Raw genomic sequence first — 24881 nt, forward strand, 5'->3', positions numbered from 1 at the left:
GATGAATCAGATTTTAAATTAATTTTCAGCGGGTATCTCAATGTGCAAGTACAAAACCGAATCTGAACGCAATTGTGCCGAGGCATAATTGATTAGACATAGAGAGCAGCCCATGGGTAGCTCTCTTTTTTGTATAATAGAAAAATAGAAAGGAAGTTAGTAAATGAAAAAATTAATAGTAGTGCTCCTTTGTATTTTTTTATTAGCAGGCTGTACGGAGACATTAAATACGGAGAAAGTATCCGTCACTGCAGGACATGAAATGCGTGTACATTTTATTGATGTAGGACAAGGAGATTCGATTTTTATTGAATCACCAAACGGCAAGACAATGCTTGTTGATGGGGGCGTTAAAGGTGCTGGTCAAAAGGTTGTTTCTTATTTGAAGGAGCTTGGCGTGAACAAGCTCGATATAGTGGTCGCTACCCATCCTGATGCAGACCATATTGGTGGTTTAATTCCTGTGTTAAATTCGATAGATATCGGACAATTTTATGATTCAGGGAAGGTACATACATCTCAAACCTTTGAAGAGATGCTGACACTTATTGATACGAAGAATATTCCTTATAATGTTCCAAAAACAGGTGATAGTATAGCGTTTGATGATGATATTAATGTGAAGGTGTTAAACGCCAATGAAAATGCAACAGATAATAATGATGCTTCCATTGTCTTAAAGCTTGCTTATGGTAATGTATCATTTTTATTAACAGCCGACGCGGGAGTAGCGTTAGAAAAAGAGATGATGCAGGACGATGTGAAAGCAACGATCTTAAAGGCAGGTCATCATGGCTCTAACACGAGTAGCTCTGCGGAGTTCATTCAGAAAGTACATCCTGAAGTGACAATTTTAAGCTATGGAGAGGGCAATAAGTACGGTCATCCTCATGCTGAAGTAGTTGAGCGATTACAAGCAATTGGCAGTGAAATTTACTCTACTGCAGAAGCGGGAACTGTTATCGTATCAACAGATGGGGTAGACTATGACGTGAATTCGAAGGAATGGTCTCCACCAAGTGTCTCAACACCACAAACAAGTGCCTCAGCACCAGCAACAACTAGTACAAGTGTTGAGATTGTTAGTAAGGACTTAATAGAAGAAGTTGTAGGCATTAAAAATAATGGTAAAGAAGCAGTGTCCTTAAAAGATTGGCAGCTTATATCGATTGAAGGGAATCAAGTTTTTAACTTTCCCAATGTGACATTGCAGCCAGGGAAAACGATTTATGTCACAAGTGGCTCAAATGCACGAGACGGTCAAAACTATTTAAAATGGACAAAGAAACAGATTTGGCTGAATGATGGGGATGCTGCGCAATTACGTAATGCGAAAGGGGATATCGTTAGTGAACTCGACTAAATACACCTTAGACCGTATTGAAGATGGATATGCAGTTTTTTTGAAGTACCCAGAGGAAGAGGAACAGTTAATCATTTTACAGTCTGCCATGAATAAACCAGTACAGGTTGGTGATCGCGTGCTAATTGAAGAAATTGATGGCATCTATCAAATTGAAATTTTAAAAGAAGAAACTGAGCAGAAAAGGGCCGAAATACAAAGCTTAATGGATAGATTACGTAAGAAAAATCAATAGTTATAGAATGAAGAATAGGCTAGGATTAGGCTAATCAATAAAAGTGGCGGATGGCATTTGTTAAAATGGATACCATGTAATATGTTGATTGGAGTGGAGGCTGGGCGACTCCTTGGGGCTCATCGGACGCCCCCAGGAAGCTCTGCTCTGCGCGAAAGCGAAGCGACAGCAACAAAGTGCCCAGCCGCAACGGAAATCAACCGTACGTTATGGGATGAGAAAAGCCTAAAACGCTATGCTAAATATTTTGAATATATGCTAAAATAATTATACTAATAGGAAGCTAGGAGCTGACACAATGTCAATTAACACAATTATTTTTGATTTAGACGATACGCTATTATGGGATAAAAAATCCGTCAAAACAGCATTTGAGAAAACGTGTGAATATGCAGCAACTATACATAATGTAAATCCAGCTGAGCTAGAGGAATCTGTGCGTAAAGAAGCACGTGTACTTTACGAAGGCTATGAAACATATGATTATACGGTGTTAATCGGCATTAACCCATTCGAAGGACTTTGGGGAACATTTGATGATCCAACAGATTCTTTCCAAAAAATGAAAAATATCGTACCAGGCTATCGTACAGAAGCATGGACAAAAGGTTTAGCAGCTCTTGGCATTGATGATGCACAACTAGGGGCGGAGCTAGGGGAGCGCTTTGTCGCAGAGCGAAAAGTATCACCATTCTTATATGAAGATACTTTTGATGTGCTAGATAAGCTGAAAGGAAAGTATCAACTCGTATTACTGACAAATGGAGCACCAAGTTTACAAAATTTAAAGCTAGAAATAACACCAGAAATCGCGCCATATTTTGACCATATTATCATCTCTGGAGACTTTGGTAAAGGGAAACCAGATGCCTCTATTTTCGAACATGTAATGGAGAAAGCAGGTATTACTGCAGATGATGCAATCATGGTTGGAGATAACTTAAATACTGATATTTTAGGCTCATCCCGTGTTGGTATGCGCAACGTTTGGATAAATCGTGAAAATAATGTACCGAATGGCGTTGTCACTCCAACATATGAGGTTGATTCTTTAACTGCATTATTAGAACTTGTAAATAAGCTATAAGCAAAAATGTACTGATTCATCAAAGGATCAGTACATTTTTTGCTTGTCGGACAAAAGTTACTACGGTCCAATGGGGCTTTTAGCGCAAGCTCATCCCGCAGAAGTCGCCACTCTCTGGCATAGGGCGTGAAGGCGGTCACCATAGCTTAGAATTCTTCACGGAAGCGAAAAATATTTGTATAGCGTTGAAGTGAGGGCTAGCGTTGGCCTGATTCGGAGGTGGTATCTCAGAAATGTTCTGGGATACTTTTTTTGTGAAAAAAGCTGTCCAATAACTTATTGAACAGCTAGTAGTGTATATAATATGCAAGATATAGCAATGAAAAAGCTAATGCAATACATAGTTGAACAACGGCACTTGCTACTAGGTAACCTCGAGGCTCACCTGCTTTTTTACGATAATAAATTTGCATAATAGAGTAGAGCGTAAATAAGCCATATATAATCGTAGTGTGTATGGAATGCATTAGTAAATAGATAGCAAATAAAATACCTGCAAACAAGACTAGCATAATAGCGTTGGCTATTGCATGTTCAACTGTAGCCGCAACAAAACGTCGTTCAATATGAGGCATTCTTTTTTTTGCAAGCCATAGTGTGAAATGCATAAGCAAGACAAAGATATTTCCAAAAATAATCTTGATTGAACGTTTATCATCATAGTAGTATTCAAATGAATTAAATGCATTGTCGAATTGAATTGCTTGTTTTGTTACGACATTAAAGAAAGTATCATTATTAAGCACCTTCCATTTCTCTTGAGTTCCATCAGAATAGACAATCAACACATCTTGAGGTTTAAAGTAACCATTAGCTTCCCACTGTTGAGCTGTTACTGCAACGGAAGGTGCATGTCCCATTTGTTCTTGTAGCTGACTTAAAAGTTGCTTATTTGTATAGCATTCCTGAGGTACATAAAGGCATGAAGCTTTTGCAATAAAAGTTTCTTTGTTTTCATTACTGTGTACATAGACTTTAGCAATTGTTTTGTTTGTATCTGTTGTCAGTAGAGAGTTAGCCGGTCCTTGGATAAAGGACAACATTAAAATAGAAAGAACTGTGATAAATAGCAAGGACACTGCAGGAATTTTCCAAGACTTTTTAATTGGTCGTTTTTCTATTGTAGTAGGTGTAGTAATATTGTGCAGTATTTTTTCCTGCTGCTGCTTAGTTAATTTGAGATCGCGTAAATGTTGCCAGGATTCCTCATTGTTCTTCATCAAATTCACCTCCAAGCTGCTTTTTCAATGCGACAAGTGCACGTTTTAATGTGTTTTTTACTTTTCCTTCATTCCAGCCTAGAACATCACAAGTTTCCTGAATGGATAAACCCTCGATTTTACGTAAAATAATGACATCTCGATAGGTGAGCTTAAGTCTACTAATTGCAAGATAAAGTGACTTTGCATCTTCTTGCTGGATGAGCCATTGGTGTGGTGAAGTTAGCTCAAGTTCTTCATGGACGTTTAAAAATGGTACAAATTGAATAAGTCTTTTCCGGCGGTAATGATCGTAAGCTAGATTACGTGCAGTACTCCTAAGCCAAGCGAGCTCTGCATCTTCTTTGATTGTCTGCTGATATTTTAAATAGCGGGCAAATGTCTCTTGTGTGAAATCCTCCGCTAATTTCTCATCATTGAGTAAGTAATATAGGTATTTAAAAATAGTTTGATTATGTAAGTAAAACAGCTCTTCAATCGTCAAAATGTGCACCTCCTTTCTCTTAAAGACGAGTGACTTTCTGAAAAGTATCATTTTACCAAAAAATAAAAAAAACGTACTTGCCGTAAATGGCAAAGTACGCTATTTTTATTTTGCATTAAAATTCAGCAGTAGCAAAGTAGCAAGGTTTATACAATATCTTTACGTGATTCACGTCGCCAAGCATAAAATGTAAGTATTATTGTAAGACCGATGAGGAAAATGTATCCTATCGGTGTTAACCACTTTGGATGCCAAATCGAAATGATGTCTGAAATCATATAATTCGTGACACCAGCAATCATGCCGAACATAACAATAATCTGAATACCAATCAATGCAATTGTATTACGAGCAAATGTTGAAATTGCCATCGATAATATACCTAAGAATACAGCTGCTATAAAGATTGCCACGATTGATAAAATGATATATTGGAAAAACGTCATATCGTACCAGTAATAGTCCCAGCAAAATGAAGACAATGGTAAGTCGAAATGGGAAGAAGTGTTATTTGTTGCATACATAGTTAAATAAATAATCATTAATACAATTGTTATAAACACTGCACTGACGAGCCCTGCAAGCCATTTTATCCAAAATATTCTTCGTCCTTTTTTCGATGTATATTGCAATGGAATAATAGATGTTACCTTGTCCCTAAGATAAATAGGAGATAGCAGAATTGAGATGCTGAATAAGATAATAATAGATAAATTTTGTGCAATTCTCTGGAAATTGTCTAATACAATGTTAGAGTATATCGTATGCTTTCTGTCATTCAATAACTGCTTAAAGCGCTGCTGATGTGCCCCGGATGTGCGTTCCATTTCTGCTTGAAGTGATATTTCATGGTGTTGGTAACTTTCAATTAAATGTTCCCATGCTTGCAGTACCCATGGAAAATCCTCTTCGCTGTGAAAAGTAATAGCATTAAAATACTCTGACTGCTGTTCATTCTCCGGATCACTAAATGCTTCATATGTTGTAATACCTAACGCCACAGCTTTCGGATCATGTTCTAAAAATGTATCTGCCTTCTTTTTCTCCTGCTCGTACATGGCTACTATTTCTTTATATTCTTTTTCGTCTATTTCTGCCCCATACTTTGGAATCAGTTGCTGCTCAATCGCAAATGTATCTCCCGCAGGACGACCATTGGGAAAGTAGGTTATATTAAACTCAAACACTAGCCAATAGAGAAGTACATTCACAAATACAATTAACGCTACAATCTTCCACGAAAATATTTTCCTCATTTCCATCCAAAATAGCTGCATATTACACAATATCCTTTCTATTAAATCGTCTGAGTACGTATGTTACACAAAGTAAACTAATGAGACACCATAAAACTAAAGTCCAAACCTCATGATATTCAAACATCATCAAATTGGACACACCTGAAAAATACATATGGGGATTGAGTAAAAGTAGTGTTAAATTAAAATGCATAAGTAGCAATAACGTAGGCATACCACTGAAGAACATAGGTACAACAAACATACTCACAAGAATTAATATACAGAGTATCCAAGAGAGATAACTATTTCTTAAAAATGTACTTATGCAAAATGTAAGGAGCGAGATAATAAGTAAAGTGATAACAAGTATAGTAATTGTTAATAATAAATACTTCCAGAGCTCAATTGGCCACCATGTTATATGTGGCCACGTATATTCCCAGTTCAAGCCACTGGTAATAGGTGCTGTCCAAACGCCAGAATAATCATATACCATGAAAAAGGTTATTAATGATATTCCGAACAGCGGCAATAAGGTAAGGAGAGTCGTTAAAAGGCTTGCTATTAGTTTATGCCGCATCAATAGACGTCCTTTTTTCGTTGCGTATGTTACAAGCTGTGTTCGATGTTCAAATTCAAAATTTGTAATAAGAGCTGTGAGAAGTACGACTAGTATTACACCTTCCATAGCGATTTTCTTTATAAGATTTTTAAATAATTCACTATGCATTCGATAGTCACTTGCAAAAAACCACTTATTATATTCTTTAGTTTCCTTCATTTCTGTGAAGCGATTATTTAATTTATCGAATTCCCTCGATACAAAGCCAGCCGCCCAGTTTGTTAAGCCGAAATCAGCAATTGTTCCTTCCTTTAGTGTCTCGATATTAAGCTTAGCGTAACGTTCATCTAAACTCTTTCCAAGATTAATATATAATTGCATCAAATGTATTCGATCAATTTCATGTTGCTCAGCTAAAGTAGAATTTTGATATTTTTCATCATTCATGGAATTGATAAAAACATTGGCATCTTGAAACTGTGGATTACGTTTTTTAACATCTGCATTCAAGTCTTTCTGCATTTTACTCAAGATTTCATCATTAAAGGTTTCACCGTACTTTTTAATAATGTCATTTGCTATTTTTAATTCGTCTCTTACATAGGAATTACTAATAATCGTGAAAATATTAAAAATAGAAAACAACACGAGTAGTATTAAAATGGTTGGTGAAAATAATGCTTTTTTCATTTCAAGCCAAGTAATATTCATGTGTTACCACCACTTGTATTTTCATGTGCATATTCCACTAGAAATACATCCTCGAGCTGTGGTTCAACTGACTTCCAGAATGATTCTGCTTTTTCATCAGCGACAAAGCGTACAATCATCTTTCCTTGCTCTTGCTTTTCTGCCAGTGTCACATAACTTTTACGGAATTCGGTAAAGTCCTCATACGTCATTGTTGTTTCAAACACTTTTCCTGAGAGTGTTGCGCAAATATTAGCAACAGAATCTTTATAAGAAATGACGTTGTTTTTTATCATGATAATTTCATTCGCAATAGATTCGATGTCTGATACAATATGGGTCGAAATGATAATAATTCGGTTACGCGCAAGCTCTGACAACAAATGTCTAAAGCGAGCACGTTCCTTTGGGTCAAGCCCTGCTGTTGGTTCATCAAGCACTATTATTTTGGGATCACTTAAAAGTGCCTGTGCAATGCCAACCCGTTGAATCATCCCACCTGAAAATTTTCGCATTTTTTTATTCTTCACATCACTAAGTGCTACCATATCGAGTACTTCATCAATTCGACTGGCTACGGTTTGCTTGTCCATCCCTTTTAATGTTGCCAAATAACTTAAATATTGCTTTGGTGTAGAATGTTTGTAATAACCAAAATGCTGAGGTAAATAGCCAACATGCTCACGATATGATTGACCAAGCATTTGAATAGGTTGTCCTTGATAAAAAATGTCGCCAGTTGTTGGACTAATCAATGTTACAAGCATTTTGATAAGAGTTGTCTTACCAGCACCATTTGGAGCGAGTAAACCGTATATACCATTGTCAAACTGTAAATTTATATTATGCAATGCTGTAAAATCCCCGTACTTTTTTCCTACATCTTGTACGACTAACATTCAAAAACTCCCTCCTGATTTTTTGTCATTAAACGTTTAAATGAATAAAGGTATAGTGCTAGTACTCCAATAAGTAAGACACTGTACACTGCAATCGGTAAGTTGTCTAAAATTCGTGCATACTGTTGACCTACTGTTAAAAGTAAAAGTGTATTTCCTAATATCCAAGCTATGATAAATACCAAGCTTCGATTGAAGACCTGTCCATTGTAAAGTGATAATAGTAAGCCTGTTGAGAATAGAAATAACCCTGTTAAAGATAGAAGTAACAGTCGGAATATATCAATCTCCACCTTAAATGATAAGATTAAGATAAATGACATATTAACTAAAATAGCTATTCCACTAAAGAAAAGCATGCGGCATACGAGTAACTGAAAGACCGTATACTTCATCGTCATTTCTAATTCAAACGTATTATTCGACCGTTTTTGATAATATGCATATGCTGTTAAGCTTAGGAAAACAAGTGGTGAGAGCATAAAGAACATACCATTCAACATAAAAGACTCCGTTGCTATGTCATCAGCTATTAGCCATATATAGCCGAAGATCATTAACGTTATAAGTCCGCTAAACAATGCCTCACCATAGCTAAGGAAAACATATTTCCAGCCAATTTGACGCTTTAAGTCAAGCAATAAATGTATGAAGGTTTGTTTTACTGGTAGTCCTTGCTTGATAATAGAAGCAACTTGCTGTTCAATCTCTTCATCTGTTGGATACGGAATTGCCCATTTTTTGTTTTCCATTTAAGTTAGCCTCCATTTCCTCTCTAAGTTTTTTTAACACTGCATAATATCTTGTCTTGACCGTCGATTCTGACAAATTCAAAAGCCCTGCAATCTCTTGAAAAGTCAGCTCTAAAAACAGTTTGTAACGAAGAATTTGCTGGGTCTGTACTTCATACTTATAAAGTAAAAGATTTACTTCCTCTAAATCTTCCTTTTTAATAAGGTAATTTACTATATCTACTGCATCGATAAGTTCAAGATCCTCTACATAGTTTGTTAGCTGGCCAGCTTGATACGATTTCGAGCGAAAATAATCGATGCAATGATTGGAAGCTATACGATAAAGCCATGTGCGAAAAGCGGCTTTCTTCTTATTAAAGTTAGTAATAGCCTGCAGCATGCGTATGAAAATTTCCTGTGTCAAATCTAAAGCTAATTGTTCGTCCAAAACTTGCTTATAAACAAATGAGAAAATTTCTTTATAATATTTTTTAACAAGTAAATTAGCACTCTCTTCATGAGCTGATTGCTGCACACGCCTTATCCATCGGCTTTCAAAATCCATCCATTATCACATCACTTTCATCGCCTCATTTATATATTCGTAAAGTTCTTTTAAATAGTTTTGATTTTTATAAAATTTTTTTGCGAGGTGAATAAAAAATGACCTGAGCTGTTGAACTCAGGTCATTTAATACAATATATTAAATTATCAATATTATAGGTTAATCGCTTTTACTTCATCAATATTTTCAAGCTTTGCAACGAATGTTAGATCTTCTTCTGTTACAGTATTGTCAATTGTTAGCATCATGACAGCTGTACCGCCAACTTGTGCACGACCAACTTGCATTGTTGCGATGTTCACATCTTTTTCTGCTAGCTTTGTTGCTACACGGCCGATCGCACCTGGTTTGTCAGTATTTTTAATGTAAAGAAGGTGACCTTGTGGAATAACGTCAACAACATAGTCTTCAACTTTAACAATACGTGCACCTAAACCATTTAATAATGTACCAGCAACTGTGTGTGTTTCGTTCACTGTTTTAATTTCAATTGTAATTAAGCTAGTGAAGCCTTTAGCAGTTGTAGTTTTATGCTCATTAATTTTCATACCGATACGTTCAGATAAGTAGCGAGCATTTACGTCATTCACATGATTACCGTGGTTTTTAGCTAATAAGCCTTTTAAAGCGTTTGACGTTAATGGACGTACATCATAATTTGCTACTTCACCAGCATAAGATAAGTTGATTTCTTTTACAGGCTCAGTTGTAAGTTGAGATAAGAATGAACCTAGTTTTTCAGCTAATTCAAAGAAAGGCTCGACTTGTGCAAGTAACTCTTTAGGAATAGATGGCATGTTTACTGGGTTAGTTACAGTACCTGTTTTATAGAATTTAATGATGTCGTTTGAAACGTCCACAGCTACAGACTCTTGTGCTTCAATTGTAGATGCACCTAAGTGAGGTGTTGCGATTACTTGTGGTAAAGTAAGTAGCTTGTGATCTGTTGCTGGCTCAGATACGAATACGTCAAGAGCAGCACCTGCTACTTTACCTTCTACGATTGCATCGTATAAATCATCCTCATTGATAATACCGCCACGTGCACAGTTGATGATTCGCACGCCGTCTTTCATCATAGCGAATTTTTCTTTGTTAATAAGGTTGCGTGTTTCAGGAAGAAGTGGTGTGTGTACTGTAATGAAATCTGCAGCTGCACAAATTTCTTCAACTGTTGATTTTGTTACCCCTAACTCTTTAGCGCGTTCATCTGTTAGGAATGGATCGTATGCCATAACGTTCATGCGTTGACCTTTTGCACGATAAGCAACTTCAACACCGATACGACCGAAGCCTACAACACCTAGCGTTTTATTTTTAAGCTCAACCCCAACATAAGATTTACGATCCCATTTACCGTTTTTAAGTGTATTGAATGCTTGTGGGATGTGACGAGCAAGTGAAGTCATCATGGCAATAGTGTGCTCAGCAGCAGAGTTCGTGTTACCGTCTGGTGCATTCACGACGATAATGCCATGTTCAGTTGCAGCAGTTAGATCAATGTTGTCTACACCTACTCCAGCACGACCGATAAGTTTTAAGTTTTTAGCCGCTTCAATTACTTCACGTGTTACCGTTGTTTGAGAACGTACTAGTAAAACATCTACATCCGCAATTTTTGCGATTAATTCTTCTGGTGCAAGACCAGTATCAACAATGATATTTAAGTCTAAATCTTGTTCTTGTCGTAGTGGGAAAATACCATCTTCACTTAGTGGGTCAGCGATAAATACGTTAATTGTTTTAGTTGCAGTAGTCATTTGTAATTAGCTCCTTTTAATAAAAATTTTTTAGTGTTCTTTATATACGAAACAGTCTGAAATTTGTAAAACTAAATATCTTACAGCATGCAAACAATCTCCTTTCTAGAATAAAAAACAATAAAAAAGCCTTCCGCGCCTTACAAACACAAAGATTGTGTTGTAAGGGGCGAAAGGCTGAATAAATTTGGTTCGCGGTACCACCCTTAATCACTGCTTGAAAGATTTCTAGCAGTCTTAGCTATATGCGTAACGTGCATGTGACGGATAAGCTTACTTTGGAGATGTTCGGCTTATCTATTCAGGAGTGGAACTATTATCGTAGAAATCGCTGATTTACACCAACCATCAGCTCTCTTTGGATTTTCTTGCGACTAGCATGTCTCCGTCGTTATATTTTCGTGTGATTAAATTTGTTAACATCATAATCCTTATTGTTCACCTTTGTCAACAATATTTCTGAAAAAGATTAAAAAACTTGACTTTAAAAGTCTGAAAAGTAACTAAAAACGAACTTTATACTATTTTCATTCGATTATCGTTCGTCTTTTCGGAAAGGACAATGAAAGCGCTACCGATAGATGCTAAGTCAGATTACATGGGCGTTTAACAAATATTTGAGGTCGAAAATTATACGGAAATATATTGGGATTAAATGGACTACGTGAATGGAAACTTTCTTGGTTTAGTGGAAGAAAGCGAACATTTTTTTCTTGTCACAATTTCGTCAAATTTATAATGTGTAGAAGGTAAACGATCCTTTAGAGAAGAATGTAAGTAATGAAAGATTGATTTTTAGGGGGTATAGAATGATGTATGATGTAGCAATTGTCGGTGCAGGACTGGCAGGATTAGTAGCTGCCTGTGAGTTAGCGGATGCAAAGAAAAAAATTGTTTTAGTAGATCAAGAACCTGAAAATTCAATGGGAGGACAGGCATTCTGGTCCTTTGGCGGTATATTTTTAGTAAATTCACCAGAGCAAAGAAGGCTTGGTATTAAGGATAGTAAAGAACTTGCATGGCAAGATTGGCAAGGAACGGCTGGCTTTGATCGCTTGGAGGATGAAGATTCGTGGGCGTATAAATGGGCCAAGGCTTATGTAGATTTTGCAGCTGGTGAAAAATATAGTTGGTTAAAGTCTATAGGTATTAAGTTTTTCCCTGTCGTCGGTTGGGCAGAACGTGGTGGATCATTAGCAGGCGGCCACGGAAATTCAGTTCCTAGATTTCATATTGTTTGGGGAACTGGACCAGGCATTGTAAAGCCTTTTGCTGAAAAAGTGAAAAAGGCCATAAAGGATGGATATATAGATTTTAAACCAAGACATCGTGTAGATGAGTTTATTCAACAAGACGGCAGGATTACAGGGATTAGTGGAACTGTGTTGGCTGAAAGCTATGCAATTCGCGGTGAAAAAAGCTCTAGGCTAGGGATTGGCGAATTTTCTTATGAAGCGGGAGCGGTTATTGTGGCGAGCGGTGGGATAGGGGCAAATTTTGATTTAATCAGAAAAAATTGGCCTGCTCGACTTGGTACACCACCAAAAAATATGGTCAGTGGTGTCCCTGCTTATGTAGATGGCAGAATGTTAGAAATTACTGAGCATGCGGGGGGACGTATCGTTAATCGAGACCGCATGTGGCATTATACAGAAGGCTTGAAAAATTGGGACCCTATTTGGCCAAATCACGGCATTCGAATTTTGCCTGGCCCTTCATCATTATGGTTTGATGCAGAAGGCAATCGATTTGGAGCACCAAATTTTCCGGGTTTCGATACGTTAAGCACATTAGAGGCAATTCAAAAAACAGGTTATGATTATTCGTGGTTTATTTTAACTGAAAAAATTATTGAAAAAGAATTTGCATTATCAGGCTCTGAACAAAACCCTGATTTAACAAATAAAAGTATTAGTGATGTTCTGAAACGTGTTTTGCCAGGAGCACCGGGTCCAATTCAGGCATTTAAAAATCATGGTGAGGATTTTGTGATTGCTAATGATTTAAAAGAGTTAGTTGAAGGGATGAACAAGTTGGCTGGCAATGATCTTCTTGATTTTATCAAAATAAAAGAACAAATTTTAGCAAGGGATCGTGAAATGGACAATAAATTTACAAAGGACTTACAGGTTAATGCTATTCATGGCGCAAGAAACTATGTTGGTGATAAATTTGTGCGCGTTGCGAAGCCCCATAAAATATTAGATCCCCACAATTGGCCACTTATTGCGGTACGTTTAAATATTTTAACGCGTAAAACATTAGGAGGCTTACAGACAAATTTGAATGGTGCAGTGTTAGGAATTGATAGTCAGCCTATACCGGGTTTATTTGCAGCTGGGGAAGTTAGTGGTTTTGGCGGTGGCGGTGTACACGGTTACCGTGCTTTAGAAGGGACATTTGTTGGTGGTTGTTTATTTAGTGGCAGACAGGTAGGGCGTTACTTGGCTAGAGAGGAATGAAGACAAATTTAAGTGAGATTTAGCAAGCTCTAGAGAGAGGGAAATGCTCGCTTAAATGTACGATTACTCAGGCGAAAAAGAGTACTTCTCTCATCGAACGTGGGGTTGATTTCCGTTCCGGCTGGGCGCTTTGCCGCTGACGCTTCGCTTTCGCGCAGAGCAGAGCTTCCTGGGGGCGTCCGATGAGCCGCTTCACTCGCGTTGCTCGCTCCAGGGTCTCGGGCCAACAGGATGTTGGTCACGAAGGCGTTATCACAGGACGTGATGGTTTTAGCCTTCGTTCCTCTAAATCGCTGATCCCCAAGGAGTCGCCCAGCCTCCACTCCAATCAACTATGTTTAAAAATGCTATCTCCAATTTTCGATGATGATCCAGTGTAAAATATTAAAATATTTTGGGATATGAAAGAGCATCACCACAAATGGATGATGCTCCTTTTACTTATAAAGAAGGATTTTGAACTTCAGCGATTTTCGCGATTTGTTCCTCAATCTGCTCTTTTGTCCAACCATTCTCTTCAACAAAAAAGTTGCGTTCTGCGCGGCGGCATTCGTCTGAACAGCTACGCATATAGAAAGCCTCATGCTTTTCCTCGCAAAGCATTAATTTATGGCATTCAGGGTTTGCGCAGTTTGTATAACGTTCTGTCGGTGCACCAGTGAAAAAATCCTTGCCGACAATCACATGTTCCACCTGATTAATCGGTACACTACGACGTCGATCAAAGACAAACATTTGTCCATCCCATAGTTGACCTTTTACTTCAGGGTCTTTGGCATACGTGGCAATTCCACCGTGTAACTGACCAACACTTTCTCCATAGCCTTCACGTTTTAACCAGCCAGAGAATTTTTCGCAGCGAATACCACCTGTGCAGTAAGTTAAAATTTTCTTATCAGCAAAATCTTCTTTATGAGCCTCCATCCAAGCTGGTAGATCACGGAAGTTTTCAATATCTGGACGCACCGCACCACGGAAATGTCCGAGGTCATATTCATAATCATTACGAGCATCAATAACTACCGTATTATCCTCCTGCATACGTTCCATAAATTCCTTTGGAGATAAATAATCACCTGTTATTTCTAAAGGATTGATATCATCGTTCAAACCAAGGTGTACAACCTCTTTACGAGGGCGCACATGCATTTTTTTAAAGGCATGCCCTTCAACTTCATCAATTTTCCACATAATATCGCTAAAACGAGGGTCTGCCTTCATATGATTCATGTAAGCATCAGTTTGCTCGACTGTACCTGAAACCGTTCCATTAATGCCCTCATATCCAACTAAAATACGACCAAGAAGCCCGATTTCTTTACAAACTGCTAAATGTTCCTCTGCGAATGCTACAGGGTCTTCAATAGCTATATATTTATAATAAAGTAATACACGATAGTCTTTCTGTGTCACAATTATTAACCACCTTTAAATCAATATTCGTCCTTAAATATAGCATATCAAGTGCTATTTTGCGTAGGAGAGAAGGAGTTTTCTAAAAAAACACGAATAGTTATAGTGAATGACTATTCATATTTGGGGGTGTTGGGATGGAATTTTCAACAATTACATTAGAAAAATTAGATCGCCGCGCAACATTAACATTAAATCGACCACATGCCATGAACGCCATGGATGATGTGATGATGCGTGAACTAGCAGAATGCTTTGAAGCGCTACATCAAGAGCAAGAAATACAAGTTCTCGTTATTCGCGGGGAAGGAAAAGTATTTTCTGCAGGTGGCGATATTAAAGCGATGCTAGATTCAAATAAGCCACTTGAAATAAATGATGCAATGGTTTATTTAACACGTATTGTCAAGGCATATTATCAGCTACCAATGATCGTCATTGCGGCAGTTCATGGAGCGTCAGCTGGATTAGGCTTTAGTCTAGCGTTAGGGGCTGACATCGTTGTGGCATGTGAAAATAGTAAGCTCGCTATGAATTTCATAGGTATAGGACTCATCCCTGATGGTGGCGGTCATTTCTTTATGAAGGAACGTGTGGGTACTGTCAAAGCTAAACAAATGATTTGGGAAGGTAAGGTATTAACTGCATCGGAAGCGCATGATGAAGGGTTAATTGACTACGTTGCACCAGAAGGAACTGTTTTTGCGATTACTGACCAACTAATTGGAAAAATGCTTGCTTCTCCAATTGCCTCGATGATTACGACTAAAAAAATTCTCCATGCTCAAAATTTACCGCAATTAGAGAGTATTTTATCGATGGAAGCAGCTGGGCAAGCAGCGATGCGTAAAACGGCCGATCATTTAGAGGGAATCCATGCGTTTGTAGAGAAAAGAGCACCTGCCTTTGTAGGAAAATAAATGTAACCTCTTTCATTGGGTGTCCAAACACCCGTTGATATAGAGGAACTCAGTCTAAGAACGCCACGTCCTGTGGCAACGACTGAGTGACCAACATCATGTAGGCCTAAAGGCACGTAGTAAGGTGTACTACGTGCCTTTTACTAGCCATTTTTAGACATGAAATAAGATTAATTTACCCGAAGAGTTAACAAGGCGATGAGTTTTGTTGGCAACACCTTTTTCTTCGATCTGCTGTAGACCGCTGATTTTTGCAGTCTCATCGTTTTCGAAAGTCCATGTTTCATCAAACAACGTTTCCCCAGTTTTTTCAAAAGCTGTAAAACGATAATTCTCCATACAAACCCCACCCTTTACTTAAATATATATCTATTATACATAGAAGATTTATAAACTTCACGGTAAAACTAGCGAAAATTTCGATAAATTATGAAAGTTGTGGAAAATTTGAGGCAATACTAATAATGAACATTCTTTGAATACATTTCTCAACTAGCGGGAAGTATGATAAAATAGAACAAATATTCGGTTTCGGCGTGATTCACGAATGTCTCATTATAGAAATGAGACAAATAGCAGTTAGTAAATTATTGAAGTAGCAATTCCGATGTACTGAATTAATTACTGCACTGCGAGTGATGAAAGAATGACGACAAGGTATAGATTATTTATTACTTGAGGTGATTGGATGTCAGCAATTCGTTTTTTCCATATGGCGGATTTACATTTAGATAGTCCATTTAAGGGCTTATTTGGTTTACCAGAGCAAAATTTCAAAAAGATTCGAACAAGTACTTTTGAAGCTTTTGATAAAATTATTCAAAAAGCTATTCAGGAGAAACCTGATTTTTTACTGATTGTCGGTGATATATATGATGGTGAAAATCGTAGCCTGCAGGCACAAAGACGATTTCAAGAAGCTATGGAGAAACTCTTTCAGCATAATATCCCGGTCATTTTAAGTTATGGTAATCACGATCACTTAAATGGTGCTTGGACCCGCTTTGCTTTACCGAGCAACGTTTATGAATTACCAGCTGAAACAAGTGTTGTGCAATTAAAAATACGTGGTCAGCAAGTTAATATTTATGGTTTCAGCTATAGTGACCGTCATATAACGAAATCAATGATTGATAGTTATCCTATTGCACAGGACGAGCATGCTATTCATATTGGTATGCTTCATGGTAGTGAGGCTAGTGATACCACACATGCTGTTTATGCACCGTTCACAAAAGATCAACTTCTTGAAAAAAACTATCATTACTGGGCTTTAGGGCATATTCATAAACGACAACTTTTACATCAAAATCCACCGATTGTTTATCCAGGCAATATTCAAAGCCGACATCGGAAAGAGCAGGGGATAAAGGGCTTCTATGACGTAACCTTGTCACAAACCTCTACTGATTTGGAATTTGTACCGACATCTGCTGTTGTTTATAACACGGTAGAGATGGATTGTACGAATGTGTTTCATGCAAATGAACTCCTAAAAAAATGTGAGGAAGCACTGATGCTTAATCGTCAAGAGTATGGGGCATCTGTTGTTGAACTGCATTTGAAAAATATAGATGAACAATCACAATCTTTATTTGAACATGCTACAGTTGATGCATGGCTAGAAACAATTCGAGAAGCTGAGGATGGGATTGAACCGATGTGCTGGGTACAAAAGCTTGTGTTACATCAATCATCAGTATTGTATGAGCATACTGCTGCGACTGAATCGGTTATGAATCTAATGGAGCAATGGGACATTTCTGAATGGAAGGATATTTTAAAGGAACTATACCAACATGCTGGTGGTGCAAGACTGATCGAGCCTTTAACAGAACAGGACATTAAAAATTTAATGCACAACGCGCAAGAATTATTAGCAGAAGAAATTCAAAGGGTGTGAATAACATGCTAACGATACAAAAAATCCAAATTTATGGTTTTGGTAAGCATGAAAACATCACCATTACTTTACATGAAGGTGTTACCATTTTTTATGGTATGAATGAAGCGGGTAAAACAACCATTCAACAGTTTATTTTACAAATGCTTTTCGGATTTCCCACGAGACAGCAGACACAACGTAAATATGAGCCGAAAGTATCGACTAAATTCGGTGGTCAGCTTACAATTGGGCATCCAACGTATGGGCAATGCACGATAGAACGCATTAAAGGCAAGGCCGCTGGAGATGTCACAGTTTATCTAGAAGACGGAACAATTGGGCATGAGGAACTTTTAGCAAAACTATTATATGGTTATTCAAAAGCTTCCTTTGAGTCCATTTTCTCCTTTTCATTACATGAACTACAGGGCATTGAAAAAATGTCAGAGGAAGAGCTTACACATTTGTTGCTTGCCTCTGGGACAACAGGGATTCAACAGCTATCGTCTCTAGAAAAGAAAATGGACAAAGAATCTGGTGAGCTTTTTAAAAAAACAGGCAAAGTGCCACTCATTAATCAAAAATTGGAGCATGTAAAAAAGCTAGAACGCACAATTAAACAAGAACAAGGTAATATTCAGACCTTTGAGGATAAATTATTACAATTACAACAGCTCGATCAAAGGCTAGAAGGGTTATATAATCAGCAAAAAACACAGCAACGAAATTGGCAACAGCTTACAATTCTGCAGCAGGCTATGCCGCTTTTAAAACAGCAAAAAGCTTTCGAACAGACGCAAAAAAGCTATGAACATGTGCAGTTTCCACCAGAAGGGATCCGACGTTATGAGCAATTAAAGGATCGGCTTATGCATGAAACACTACAAATGCAGCAGCTGAGGGAGCAGTATCAGGAACTACAAAAAAAGCTACAATTAACGGTGGACGAGCAAACTATTACTGAAATGTCTCGGCTTTTAAATAGGGAAGCAACATGGAATCAGTTAGTCGTTAAGGAACAGAACTTAATGGATGAGCTGTTTTTAATCGAGCAAGAAATAGAAGCGCAGTTTCGTTTGTTAGGTGTTCAGGAAAAAACAGCGCAGGATATTCTACTTGTGGAAACAGTGTCATTACAGCAAGAAGAACAGTTTCAACAACAATTAAGCCTATTAGAAGAAGCAGAAGAAGAACTGAAATTTCATTTGCGTTCGTTGGAGCAACTACATGCAGAATTAGATACAATTGCTCAACTAAAACAACAGCTTCAACAGGAGTCATTATCTACAGAGGAAGAACATATTTTAGCACAGTGGCCTCAACGAAAGCGAAAGCTTGAACAATTGCGCTATGGAAGGTCGCAGCGCTCGAAACAACAACAACCAAATGTTTTTATATTTATTGTGTTAGCCATAAGTATACTTTCGTTTATTTATGGTGTTATGGAAAAAAATATGGCTGTCATCGTTGTAGGAGCGGTTATGTCGCTGATCATTATTTTATATTTGAAATTTGCTAGACAAACACATGAAGCGCCGAGTAAACAACAAAGTCAGCAAATACGTGAGTTAGAGCAGGAGGAAAATGTTGCTCAAGCCATCCTGCTGAAAAAACAAAAACTTGAAGATCGCTTGTTACATGTAAATGAGCAACAGCAAGAAAAAGAACATCAATATGTGAAACTTGAATATAAAATTCAGCGGGCTGAGCAGGTGAGTGAAGAGGCTACTCAGTCGCTTCAACATTTTTTAGGGCGCTATCGCTTAGAGGGGAATATACCGAAAACATTATTACCCGAGCTGTTTATGCGCATTCGTGGTGCTCAAGAGTTGGCAGCAAAAAAGAAGAGTACATTTACACTCCTACAAACGGTACAAGCGGAGAAAATTGAGCTTCTAGATCAAGTACAGCGAGTCTTACATGCAGAGTATAGTGAGCAAGAACTCTTTATGCATTTACGTAATACATTCCTTACCTTACAGCAGGAGCAACAGATATCTCAACAAGCAAAAGAGCAGTTAACTAGCCTTCAGACCAAAATTCAAGGAGTTCAATCACATATAGACAGCTATGAGTCTGAAATTACTCAGTTATATAATGCTGCGAATGTTCAATCAGAGAAGGCTTATTACGAAACTCATGAACAATTTGAGCAACAACAAAAAATAACAACAGAACTTCAAGCCATTCAGAGTCAGCTAGCCTCGCTGAATGTAGGAAACGAACAGTCATTAATGGACGAGGAACAGCTTAAAGAAAAACTACTTACTTTAGAAGAAGAGCGTGGCGCAATGCAGGTAGCTATAGATCATTGCTTAGAACAACGCGCGACACTACAAATTCAGAAGGAGAATCTTCTAAATGACGAGAAATATGGTCAATTGCTTCAACAGTTTGAAGAGGAGAAATCAGTGCTGCAACAGCTAATAGGGCAATGGGCTACAAAAAAGGCATTGGCTACTGCAATTCATGAAACATTGTTCCGCCTAAGAGAAGAAAAACTACCATATGTTTTGACAGAGGTTAATGCGATATTTAATTTATTAACAGGTGGACGTTACGAGAAGCTTTTAATTAATGATGAAGGCTATTTTGTTACACAGGATGTTTCTGGATTACGTTATCAAATGGCAGAATTATCACAGGCAACGAAGGAGCAAGCTTATATTTCGTTGCGCATGGCACTAGCAAAAACACTGACAACTTCTGCTCCATTTCCATTTATTATGGACGACCCTTTTGTCCATTTTGATCGAAACCGTACAGACAAAATGGTACAATTAATGAAAGAAGTAGGGTATGAACGTCAAATTTTATATTTTACTTGCCATGACGGGATGCTCGAACATTGGCAGAAAGACCAAATAGTTAATGTAGGAGCACTAGCAAATGAAAGGGGAGTGGCGTCAAAATGAAGGGTATTACGACGCTCCAGGTTGGAGAATCAGTTGATCAATTTTTATTAATTAAACAGGCGACAAAAGGAGTTACCACAGTTGGAAAGCCATTTATGTCACTGTTATTACAAGATAAAAGTGGAGATATTGAGGCAAAGCTATGGGATACAAATGATGATCATGAAAAAATGTATCACGCTGAGGCAATTGTCCGTGTAGGTGGAGAAATTCATGACTACCGTGGCAAAAACCAATTGCGTATAAAATCAATCCGTGTAGCAAAACCGGAGGAGGGAATTGCTATTAATGATTTAGTTCCTTCCTCAGCAACTCCAAAAGAAGAATTATATGAAGAATTGACGCAATTTTTCTTTGATATTAAAAATCCAAATATTTCTCGAATTACACGTGCAGCTATTAAAAAACATCAAGATGCTATTTTAGTATATCCAGCTGCAACGAAAAATCACCATGATTATGCATCTGGTCTTTTGGATCATATGGTGTCAATGTTAAGACTAGGAAAAGCAATTGCTGATTTATATCCTACATTAAATCGAGATCTGTTATATGCAGGGATTATTCTGCATGATATCGGTAAGGTTGTTGAGCTATCAGGGCCAGTTGCAACAATGTATACTGTAGAAGGGAATTTACTTGGTCATATTACGATTATGGTCAATGAAATTGCCAAGATTGCTAGTGAACTAGAGATCGAGGGAGAGGAAGTCATGCTATTGCAACATATGGTGCTTTCTCACCACGGTAAAGAAGAATGGGGCAGCCCGAAAAAACCGATGATTCAAGAAGCGGAAATCTTGCATTATATTGATAATATTGATGCAAAGATGAACATGCTAGCACGAGCATTAGGTAAAACAGCGCCAGGTGAGTTTACTGAGCGACTATTTCCGCTTGATAATCGATCGTTTTATAAGCCGTCTATTAAATAAATGTAGATCTGAGGCTTCAGAGGGGATGCTCTGTCTATAAGTTAATTGGATTCAGGACCGAGCGAAAGCGTCACAGATGAGCCTCTTAGTAAAGGAAGAAGGCTAAAAGCAAAGTCATGTGATAGCGCCTTTGTGAAAAAATGAAATAGCATTTAAAAGGAAAGAGGATTCATTTTGATTAAACTTTATTCAAAATAAATCCTCTTCATTTGTCTTTTATAAGTGTTTTCAAGATACTTTTTGTATAAAAAGGGTTACGCCTGTATAAGCGTAACCCTTTTTCATATAGTAAAATAACAACAAATTTAGATTATTTTTTGTCAGTATCTTTATTACTTTCTTTTTCAGCGTTTTCTTGAGCTTTTTTAGCTGCTTCTTCTTGAGCTTTAGCTTGCTCTTCACTTGTTGTTGTAAGGGACTTGATAACAGGTTCTAATTCTTTATCAGATGTTTTAATATCAGCATCTTTTGCCATTTTTGCAATGATATCTTTAAGAACTTGTTGGTCCTCACCTGTCTGCCCTAATTTTTGTAGCATCTGTGAACGGATGTTTTCTTCTTCATCTTTGAATGAGCCAACACCTTTTACATCACGCTTGTCCGTAATTTCAATAACGTGGTAACCAAAGCTTGTTTTAACTGGTTCACTTAAAGTGTTTTCAGGAAGGGCATAAGCAGCATCATTAAATTCATCTACCATTGCGCCAACAGAGAACCAACCAAGCTCTCCGCCTTTTGGAGCAGAGCCAGTATCAGTTGAGTATTCTTTTGCTACATCAGCAAATTTAGCGCCACCTTTAATTTTGGCAATGACTTCTTGAGCTGTTTTCTCATCTGCTACTAAAATATGACGACCATTTAACTCAGTTTTCATTTGCTCATAATGTTTTTTGATATCTGCTTCTTTAAAAGCTTTATCTTTTAAAGCCTTTTCAGAAAGAAGTTGAACACGTAAAGCATCTTTATAGCCTTCTTCAGTTAGGCCGTTCTCAGAAAGTGCTTGGGCAAAGTCATCACCAAATTGTGAAGCAGTTGCGTCATATGCCTCTTTGACTTCTTTATCTGATACTTTATATTTATCAGCTAATACTTTTTCAGTCAACATTTGTGAAAGTATTTGAGAACCTGCTAAATTTTTTGATGTTTTGTTAAAGTCAGCAACTGTAATGTCTCCTACTTTTGAAGTTGCAATCGTTTTGTTGTCTCCTCCGCTACAAGCACCAAGCGCTAATACCGAAGCAGCTAATGTTAAAGATAAAACTGTCTTTTTCATAGTGGATATTCTCTCCTTACAATGGTTTCGTCCATTTTTTACTATAACATAAACGTTTTAAAAACAAAATGGTTCCCCCTTGAGTATAGCCTATATTTCAAACTTTCAAGCGCATAGGATATAGAAAAGAAAGGGGGTGAAGTTATGAGCAGCGGAGGATATGGTGGCGGTGGCTACGGCTCAGGCTTTGCTTTATTAGTTGTGTTGTTTATTTTATTAATTATCGTTGGTGCAGCGTTCCTATATTAATTAATAAAAATGACGAAAAGCTAAGGGTTTAACGTCCTTAGCTTTTTTTACAATGTAAGGCATCCACACCGCAGTTTTGAGGTCACGTCACAAATATATGGTCAGACCAAGTGATCACATTAGGTGTCCAAAAGGAAGTGGATGCCTTTTTCTTATTAACTTCTTTCAGCAGATGACTTTTGTAGCGAAAGCGAAGCGCCAGCTACAAAAATCTTCCACCTCTATTGGTGGCGAGATGAATGCGGATTTAAGTAACTTTCAAAAGGTGTCCAAACATCCGCTGAAATAAGTTAAAGCCTCCGGCGGATGTCACGGAATTATGCCGAGGCATAATTGATCTACTATACTGCATATAAAACTTCAATATAAAATGAGACAAGTAATATTGTTATAAGTATATTTATAGTTCGGAATACTTTTGGTTGTTTTTCTTCGGGAATTTCACGTCGCATGCACAGCGCATAAGTCATGCGGTTTATTTGAAATAAATAGAACACCGAGAATAGAACTACAATCATTAACAGCAAGTCTATTCCTCCCCTCTTTCAGTATTAATAGCATAACAAAAAACGTCAATAAAACACAAGTACAAGCAATTTAGTGAATAGTAGGTGGCACTAAAATTTCATAGCCCTTAGGCGTCTCCTCAACCTGGGAGTCTTTAGGTGAATTCAATAAATATTTCACATATAGAATATCAATTACACATAGACTACAATGGTAAGCTAAAAGTAAAGTGCCGTAATGTGTATACGCAGGGAATAGCAGTGTACCTAATATAATGCTTGTATTTAAAACAATAAATGGTGTGAGTAAAGCTAAAATATAACGATTTTTCGATAAAGGTTCACGGATACGCATGTGTAGCACAGGAATAACATAAAATTGGGTACGCACACGCAATTTTAAATGTTGACGTAAATCATACAATGCTAGAAAGTGTAAGCATTTGTGGATTGGATAGATTGCAAATACAGCAATTACAAATAGCCAAAACAAACGATCTGTATAGTGCTCATCATTAAATAAATTAAATGTTACATAGGAAAGAGAGAATACAGTTAAAAAAGAAAATATAGCCATGATCATAATACGCGTTTTTCCGTAATGATGTTCAAGGTTTAATATTTTCCAACAATGCATGATTATCAACTCCGTAGTATGAATGGTCCTATCTAATGTAAATTGATTTTTGCTAGAATGCAAGAAAAAGGAGGTATCTCAGAAAAATTTCTGAAGTACCTCTTTTAGCATGATTTATAGGCTTTAAGGCCATTAAGCTCAGATTACGAACAACCGACCCTAAAAGCCTATTATTTTCACTTTCATCCTTTTACAGTTGGACGTTCTTCTACCTTATCAAAGGACTCACGGAAGTGTTGGAAGGAACGCTCAAAAATGTCGATGAAGTCCTCACCGTATATATTGCGAATAACAGCCATAACGTCTAAAAATTCTGGGAAGCGACCGTATAGGTCTTTTAAAGCTAATGAGCCTTCTAGCACAGAATGATACGTATTATGATAATTACTATTCATTTCAACAATAAGTTCTGTACCTGTTTCTGTTAACTCAACATACGTATTACGCTTATCGTCATCCCGCTTTGAAAACTTAAGGAATCCACGTTCTTCTAATTTTTTAGAAAAATTAAATGCTGTAGAAACGTGCATAACCCCGAATTTTGCCACATCGGAAATTGAAGCCCCTTTTAAATGATACGAAATCCATAAAATATGATGTTCGTTAATATTTAAATCGTAGGGTTTAATCCATTGCTGCCAATCTTTTTCCACTGCTTTCCATAAGGCTTTTGATAATTGCGCAATTCTTTGACTATAAAGCATCGCTTCTTTTTGAGTGTATAATTCCTCTGACAAAGCCATCACCTACTGCTTTCTTTAACATTTTAAAAATATTATAGCAATAAAGGAAAAAAGTTTAAAGTTAGAAAAATTAAAAAATTGAAAAGTGGTTGAAAAATAACA

General features: G+C 37.3%; 23 protein-coding genes and 1 other annotated feature. Of the genes, 10 read left to right on the plus strand and 13 right to left on the minus strand.

Going from position 1 to position 24881, the window contains the following annotated elements:
• The first annotated feature begins 163 nt into the window (after nt 1-163).
• From ACIQ7T_RS13410 to ACIQ7T_RS13420, 3 genes are all read left to right on the plus strand, one after another.
• Nucleotides 164-1363, plus strand: a complete 1200-nt coding sequence (locus tag ACIQ7T_RS13410) for an MBL fold metallo-hydrolase (RefSeq protein WP_402870920.1) — start codon at nt 164-166, stop codon at nt 1361-1363.
• Entirely contained in the window at nt 1350-1598 is a 249-nt protein-coding gene (locus ACIQ7T_RS13415; RefSeq protein ID WP_370080945.1) for a DUF3006 domain-containing protein, read from the plus strand. The genes ACIQ7T_RS13410 and ACIQ7T_RS13415 overlap by 14 nt, the downstream gene beginning before the upstream one ends.
• Nucleotides 1599-1896: 298 nt before the next feature.
• Entirely contained in the window at nt 1897-2685 is a 789-nt protein-coding gene (locus ACIQ7T_RS13420) for an HAD family hydrolase (RefSeq protein ID WP_370080943.1), read from the plus strand.
• 287 nt (nt 2686-2972) lie between these two features.
• Here ACIQ7T_RS13420 and ACIQ7T_RS13425 read toward each other — a convergent pair whose 3' ends face one another.
• The 8 genes from ACIQ7T_RS13425 to serA all read right to left on the minus strand — a co-directional run bounded on the left by ACIQ7T_RS13425 (nt 2973) and on the right by serA (nt 10841).
• Nucleotides 2973-3905, minus strand: coding sequence for a hypothetical protein (locus ACIQ7T_RS13425; RefSeq protein WP_370080941.1), 933 nt, complete (start codon nt 3903-3905; stop codon nt 2973-2975).
• The gene (locus tag ACIQ7T_RS13430) at nt 3892-4389 is read right to left on the minus strand and encodes an RNA polymerase sigma factor (protein ID WP_370080939.1); all 498 of its coding nucleotides are present in this window, start codon (nt 4387-4389) and stop codon (nt 3892-3894) included. The genes ACIQ7T_RS13425 and ACIQ7T_RS13430 overlap by 14 nt, the downstream gene beginning before the upstream one ends.
• Nucleotides 4390-4535: 146 nt before the next feature.
• Nucleotides 4536-5666 (minus strand): ABC transporter permease, encoded by a 1131-nt coding sequence (locus ACIQ7T_RS13435; protein WP_402870924.1) that lies wholly within the window; start codon nt 5664-5666, stop codon nt 4536-4538.
• A gap of 1 nt (nt 5667) precedes the next feature.
• Nucleotides 5668-6903 (minus strand): ABC-2 transporter permease, encoded by a 1236-nt coding sequence (locus ACIQ7T_RS13440; RefSeq protein ID WP_370080935.1) that lies wholly within the window; start codon nt 6901-6903, stop codon nt 5668-5670.
• Nucleotides 6900-7781 (minus strand): ABC transporter ATP-binding protein, encoded by an 882-nt coding sequence (locus tag ACIQ7T_RS13445; protein ID WP_402870928.1) that lies wholly within the window; start codon nt 7779-7781, stop codon nt 6900-6902. The genes ACIQ7T_RS13440 and ACIQ7T_RS13445 overlap by 4 nt, the downstream gene beginning before the upstream one ends.
• On the minus strand, nt 7775-8533 hold the full coding sequence (locus ACIQ7T_RS13450) for a hypothetical protein (protein WP_402870931.1): 759 nt from the start codon (nt 8531-8533) through the stop codon (nt 7775-7777). Before ACIQ7T_RS13450 ends, ACIQ7T_RS13445 begins: the two co-directional genes overlap by 7 nt.
• Nucleotides 8493-9080 carry an RNA polymerase sigma factor gene (locus ACIQ7T_RS13455; protein ID WP_402870933.1) on the minus strand — a complete coding sequence of 196 codons (588 nt, stop codon included), beginning with the start codon at nt 9078-9080 and terminating at the stop codon, nt 8493-8495. Before ACIQ7T_RS13455 ends, ACIQ7T_RS13450 begins: the two co-directional genes overlap by 41 nt.
• 153 nt (nt 9081-9233) lie before the next feature.
• Nucleotides 9234-10841, minus strand: a complete 1608-nt coding sequence (gene serA / locus ACIQ7T_RS13460) for a phosphoglycerate dehydrogenase (RefSeq protein WP_370080927.1) — start codon at nt 10839-10841, stop codon at nt 9234-9236.
• Between the two features lie 162 nt (nt 10842-11003).
• Nucleotides 11004-11242: a binding site (T-box leader), on the minus strand.
• Between the two features lie 408 nt (nt 11243-11650).
• On the opposite strand from serA, the gene ACIQ7T_RS13465 reads away from it, so the two are divergent.
• Together ACIQ7T_RS13465 and ACIQ7T_RS13470 are read left to right on the plus strand one after the other, a co-directional pair.
• A complete protein-coding gene (locus ACIQ7T_RS13465) occupies nt 11651-13303 on the plus strand; it encodes an FAD-binding dehydrogenase (RefSeq protein WP_402870935.1) in 1653 nt (550 codons plus the stop codon).
• Between the two features lie 182 nt (nt 13304-13485).
• Entirely contained in the window at nt 13486-13683 is a 198-nt protein-coding gene (locus tag ACIQ7T_RS13470) for a hypothetical protein (protein WP_370080923.1), read from the plus strand.
• A 61-nt stretch (nt 13684-13744) separates the two neighbouring features.
• Here ACIQ7T_RS13470 and trhO read toward each other — a convergent pair whose 3' ends face one another.
• A complete protein-coding gene (gene trhO / locus ACIQ7T_RS13475) occupies nt 13745-14716 on the minus strand; it encodes an oxygen-dependent tRNA uridine(34) hydroxylase TrhO (protein WP_402870938.1) in 972 nt (323 codons plus the stop codon).
• Between the two features lie 137 nt (nt 14717-14853).
• Between trhO and ACIQ7T_RS13480 the strand changes: the two genes are divergently transcribed.
• Complete coding sequence (locus ACIQ7T_RS13480; RefSeq protein ID WP_402870941.1) at nt 14854-15636, plus strand: enoyl-CoA hydratase; 783 nt, start codon at nt 14854-14856, stop codon at nt 15634-15636.
• A 153-nt stretch (nt 15637-15789) separates the two neighbouring features.
• On the opposite strand, the gene ACIQ7T_RS13485 is transcribed toward ACIQ7T_RS13480, so the two are convergent.
• Nucleotides 15790-15975, minus strand: coding sequence for a YhzD family protein (locus ACIQ7T_RS13485; protein WP_370080917.1), 186 nt, complete (start codon nt 15973-15975; stop codon nt 15790-15792).
• A 349-nt stretch (nt 15976-16324) separates the two neighbouring features.
• On the opposite strand from ACIQ7T_RS13485, the gene ACIQ7T_RS13490 reads away from it, so the two are divergent.
• From ACIQ7T_RS13490 to yhaM, 3 genes are read left to right on the plus strand one after another with little or no spacing between them, the layout of a single operon-like run.
• On the plus strand, nt 16325-17539 hold the full coding sequence (locus ACIQ7T_RS13490) for a metallophosphoesterase family protein (RefSeq protein WP_402870945.1): 1215 nt from the start codon (nt 16325-16327) through the stop codon (nt 17537-17539).
• Nucleotides 17540-17544: 5 nt separating this feature from the next.
• Complete coding sequence (locus ACIQ7T_RS13495) at nt 17545-20436, plus strand: ATP-binding protein (protein WP_402870948.1); 2892 nt, start codon at nt 17545-17547, stop codon at nt 20434-20436.
• Entirely contained in the window at nt 20433-21371 is a 939-nt protein-coding gene (gene yhaM / locus ACIQ7T_RS13500) for a 3'-5' exoribonuclease YhaM (protein WP_370080911.1), read from the plus strand. Before ACIQ7T_RS13495 ends, yhaM begins: the two co-directional genes overlap by 4 nt.
• A 310-nt stretch (nt 21372-21681) precedes the next feature.
• Here the strand turns inward: yhaM and ACIQ7T_RS13505 are convergent, their stop codons facing one another.
• The gene (locus ACIQ7T_RS13505; protein ID WP_370080909.1) at nt 21682-22644 is read right to left on the minus strand and encodes a peptidylprolyl isomerase; all 963 of its coding nucleotides are present in this window, start codon (nt 22642-22644) and stop codon (nt 21682-21684) included.
• Nucleotides 22645-22788: 144 nt separating this feature from the next.
• Between ACIQ7T_RS13505 and ACIQ7T_RS13510 the strand changes: the two genes are divergently transcribed.
• Complete coding sequence (locus ACIQ7T_RS13510; RefSeq protein WP_082337661.1) at nt 22789-22893, plus strand: YjcZ family sporulation protein; 105 nt, start codon at nt 22789-22791, stop codon at nt 22891-22893.
• A gap of 597 nt (nt 22894-23490) precedes the next feature.
• Here ACIQ7T_RS13510 and ACIQ7T_RS13515 read toward each other — a convergent pair.
• Nucleotides 23491-24036, minus strand: coding sequence for a DUF3267 domain-containing protein (locus ACIQ7T_RS13515; RefSeq protein WP_370080907.1), 546 nt, complete (start codon nt 24034-24036; stop codon nt 23491-23493).
• Between the two features lie 182 nt (nt 24037-24218).
• Nucleotides 24219-24779: an HTH-type transcriptional regulator Hpr gene (locus tag ACIQ7T_RS13520; RefSeq protein ID WP_370081047.1), complete on the minus strand. Its 561-nt coding sequence runs from the start codon at nt 24777-24779 to the stop codon at nt 24219-24221.
• Nucleotides 24780-24881: the final 102 nt, after the last annotated feature.

The sequence above is a fragment of the Lysinibacillus sp. NPDC096212 genome (assembly GCF_044763105.1).
Classification (GTDB): domain Bacteria; phylum Bacillota; class Bacilli; order Bacillales_A; family Planococcaceae; genus Lysinibacillus.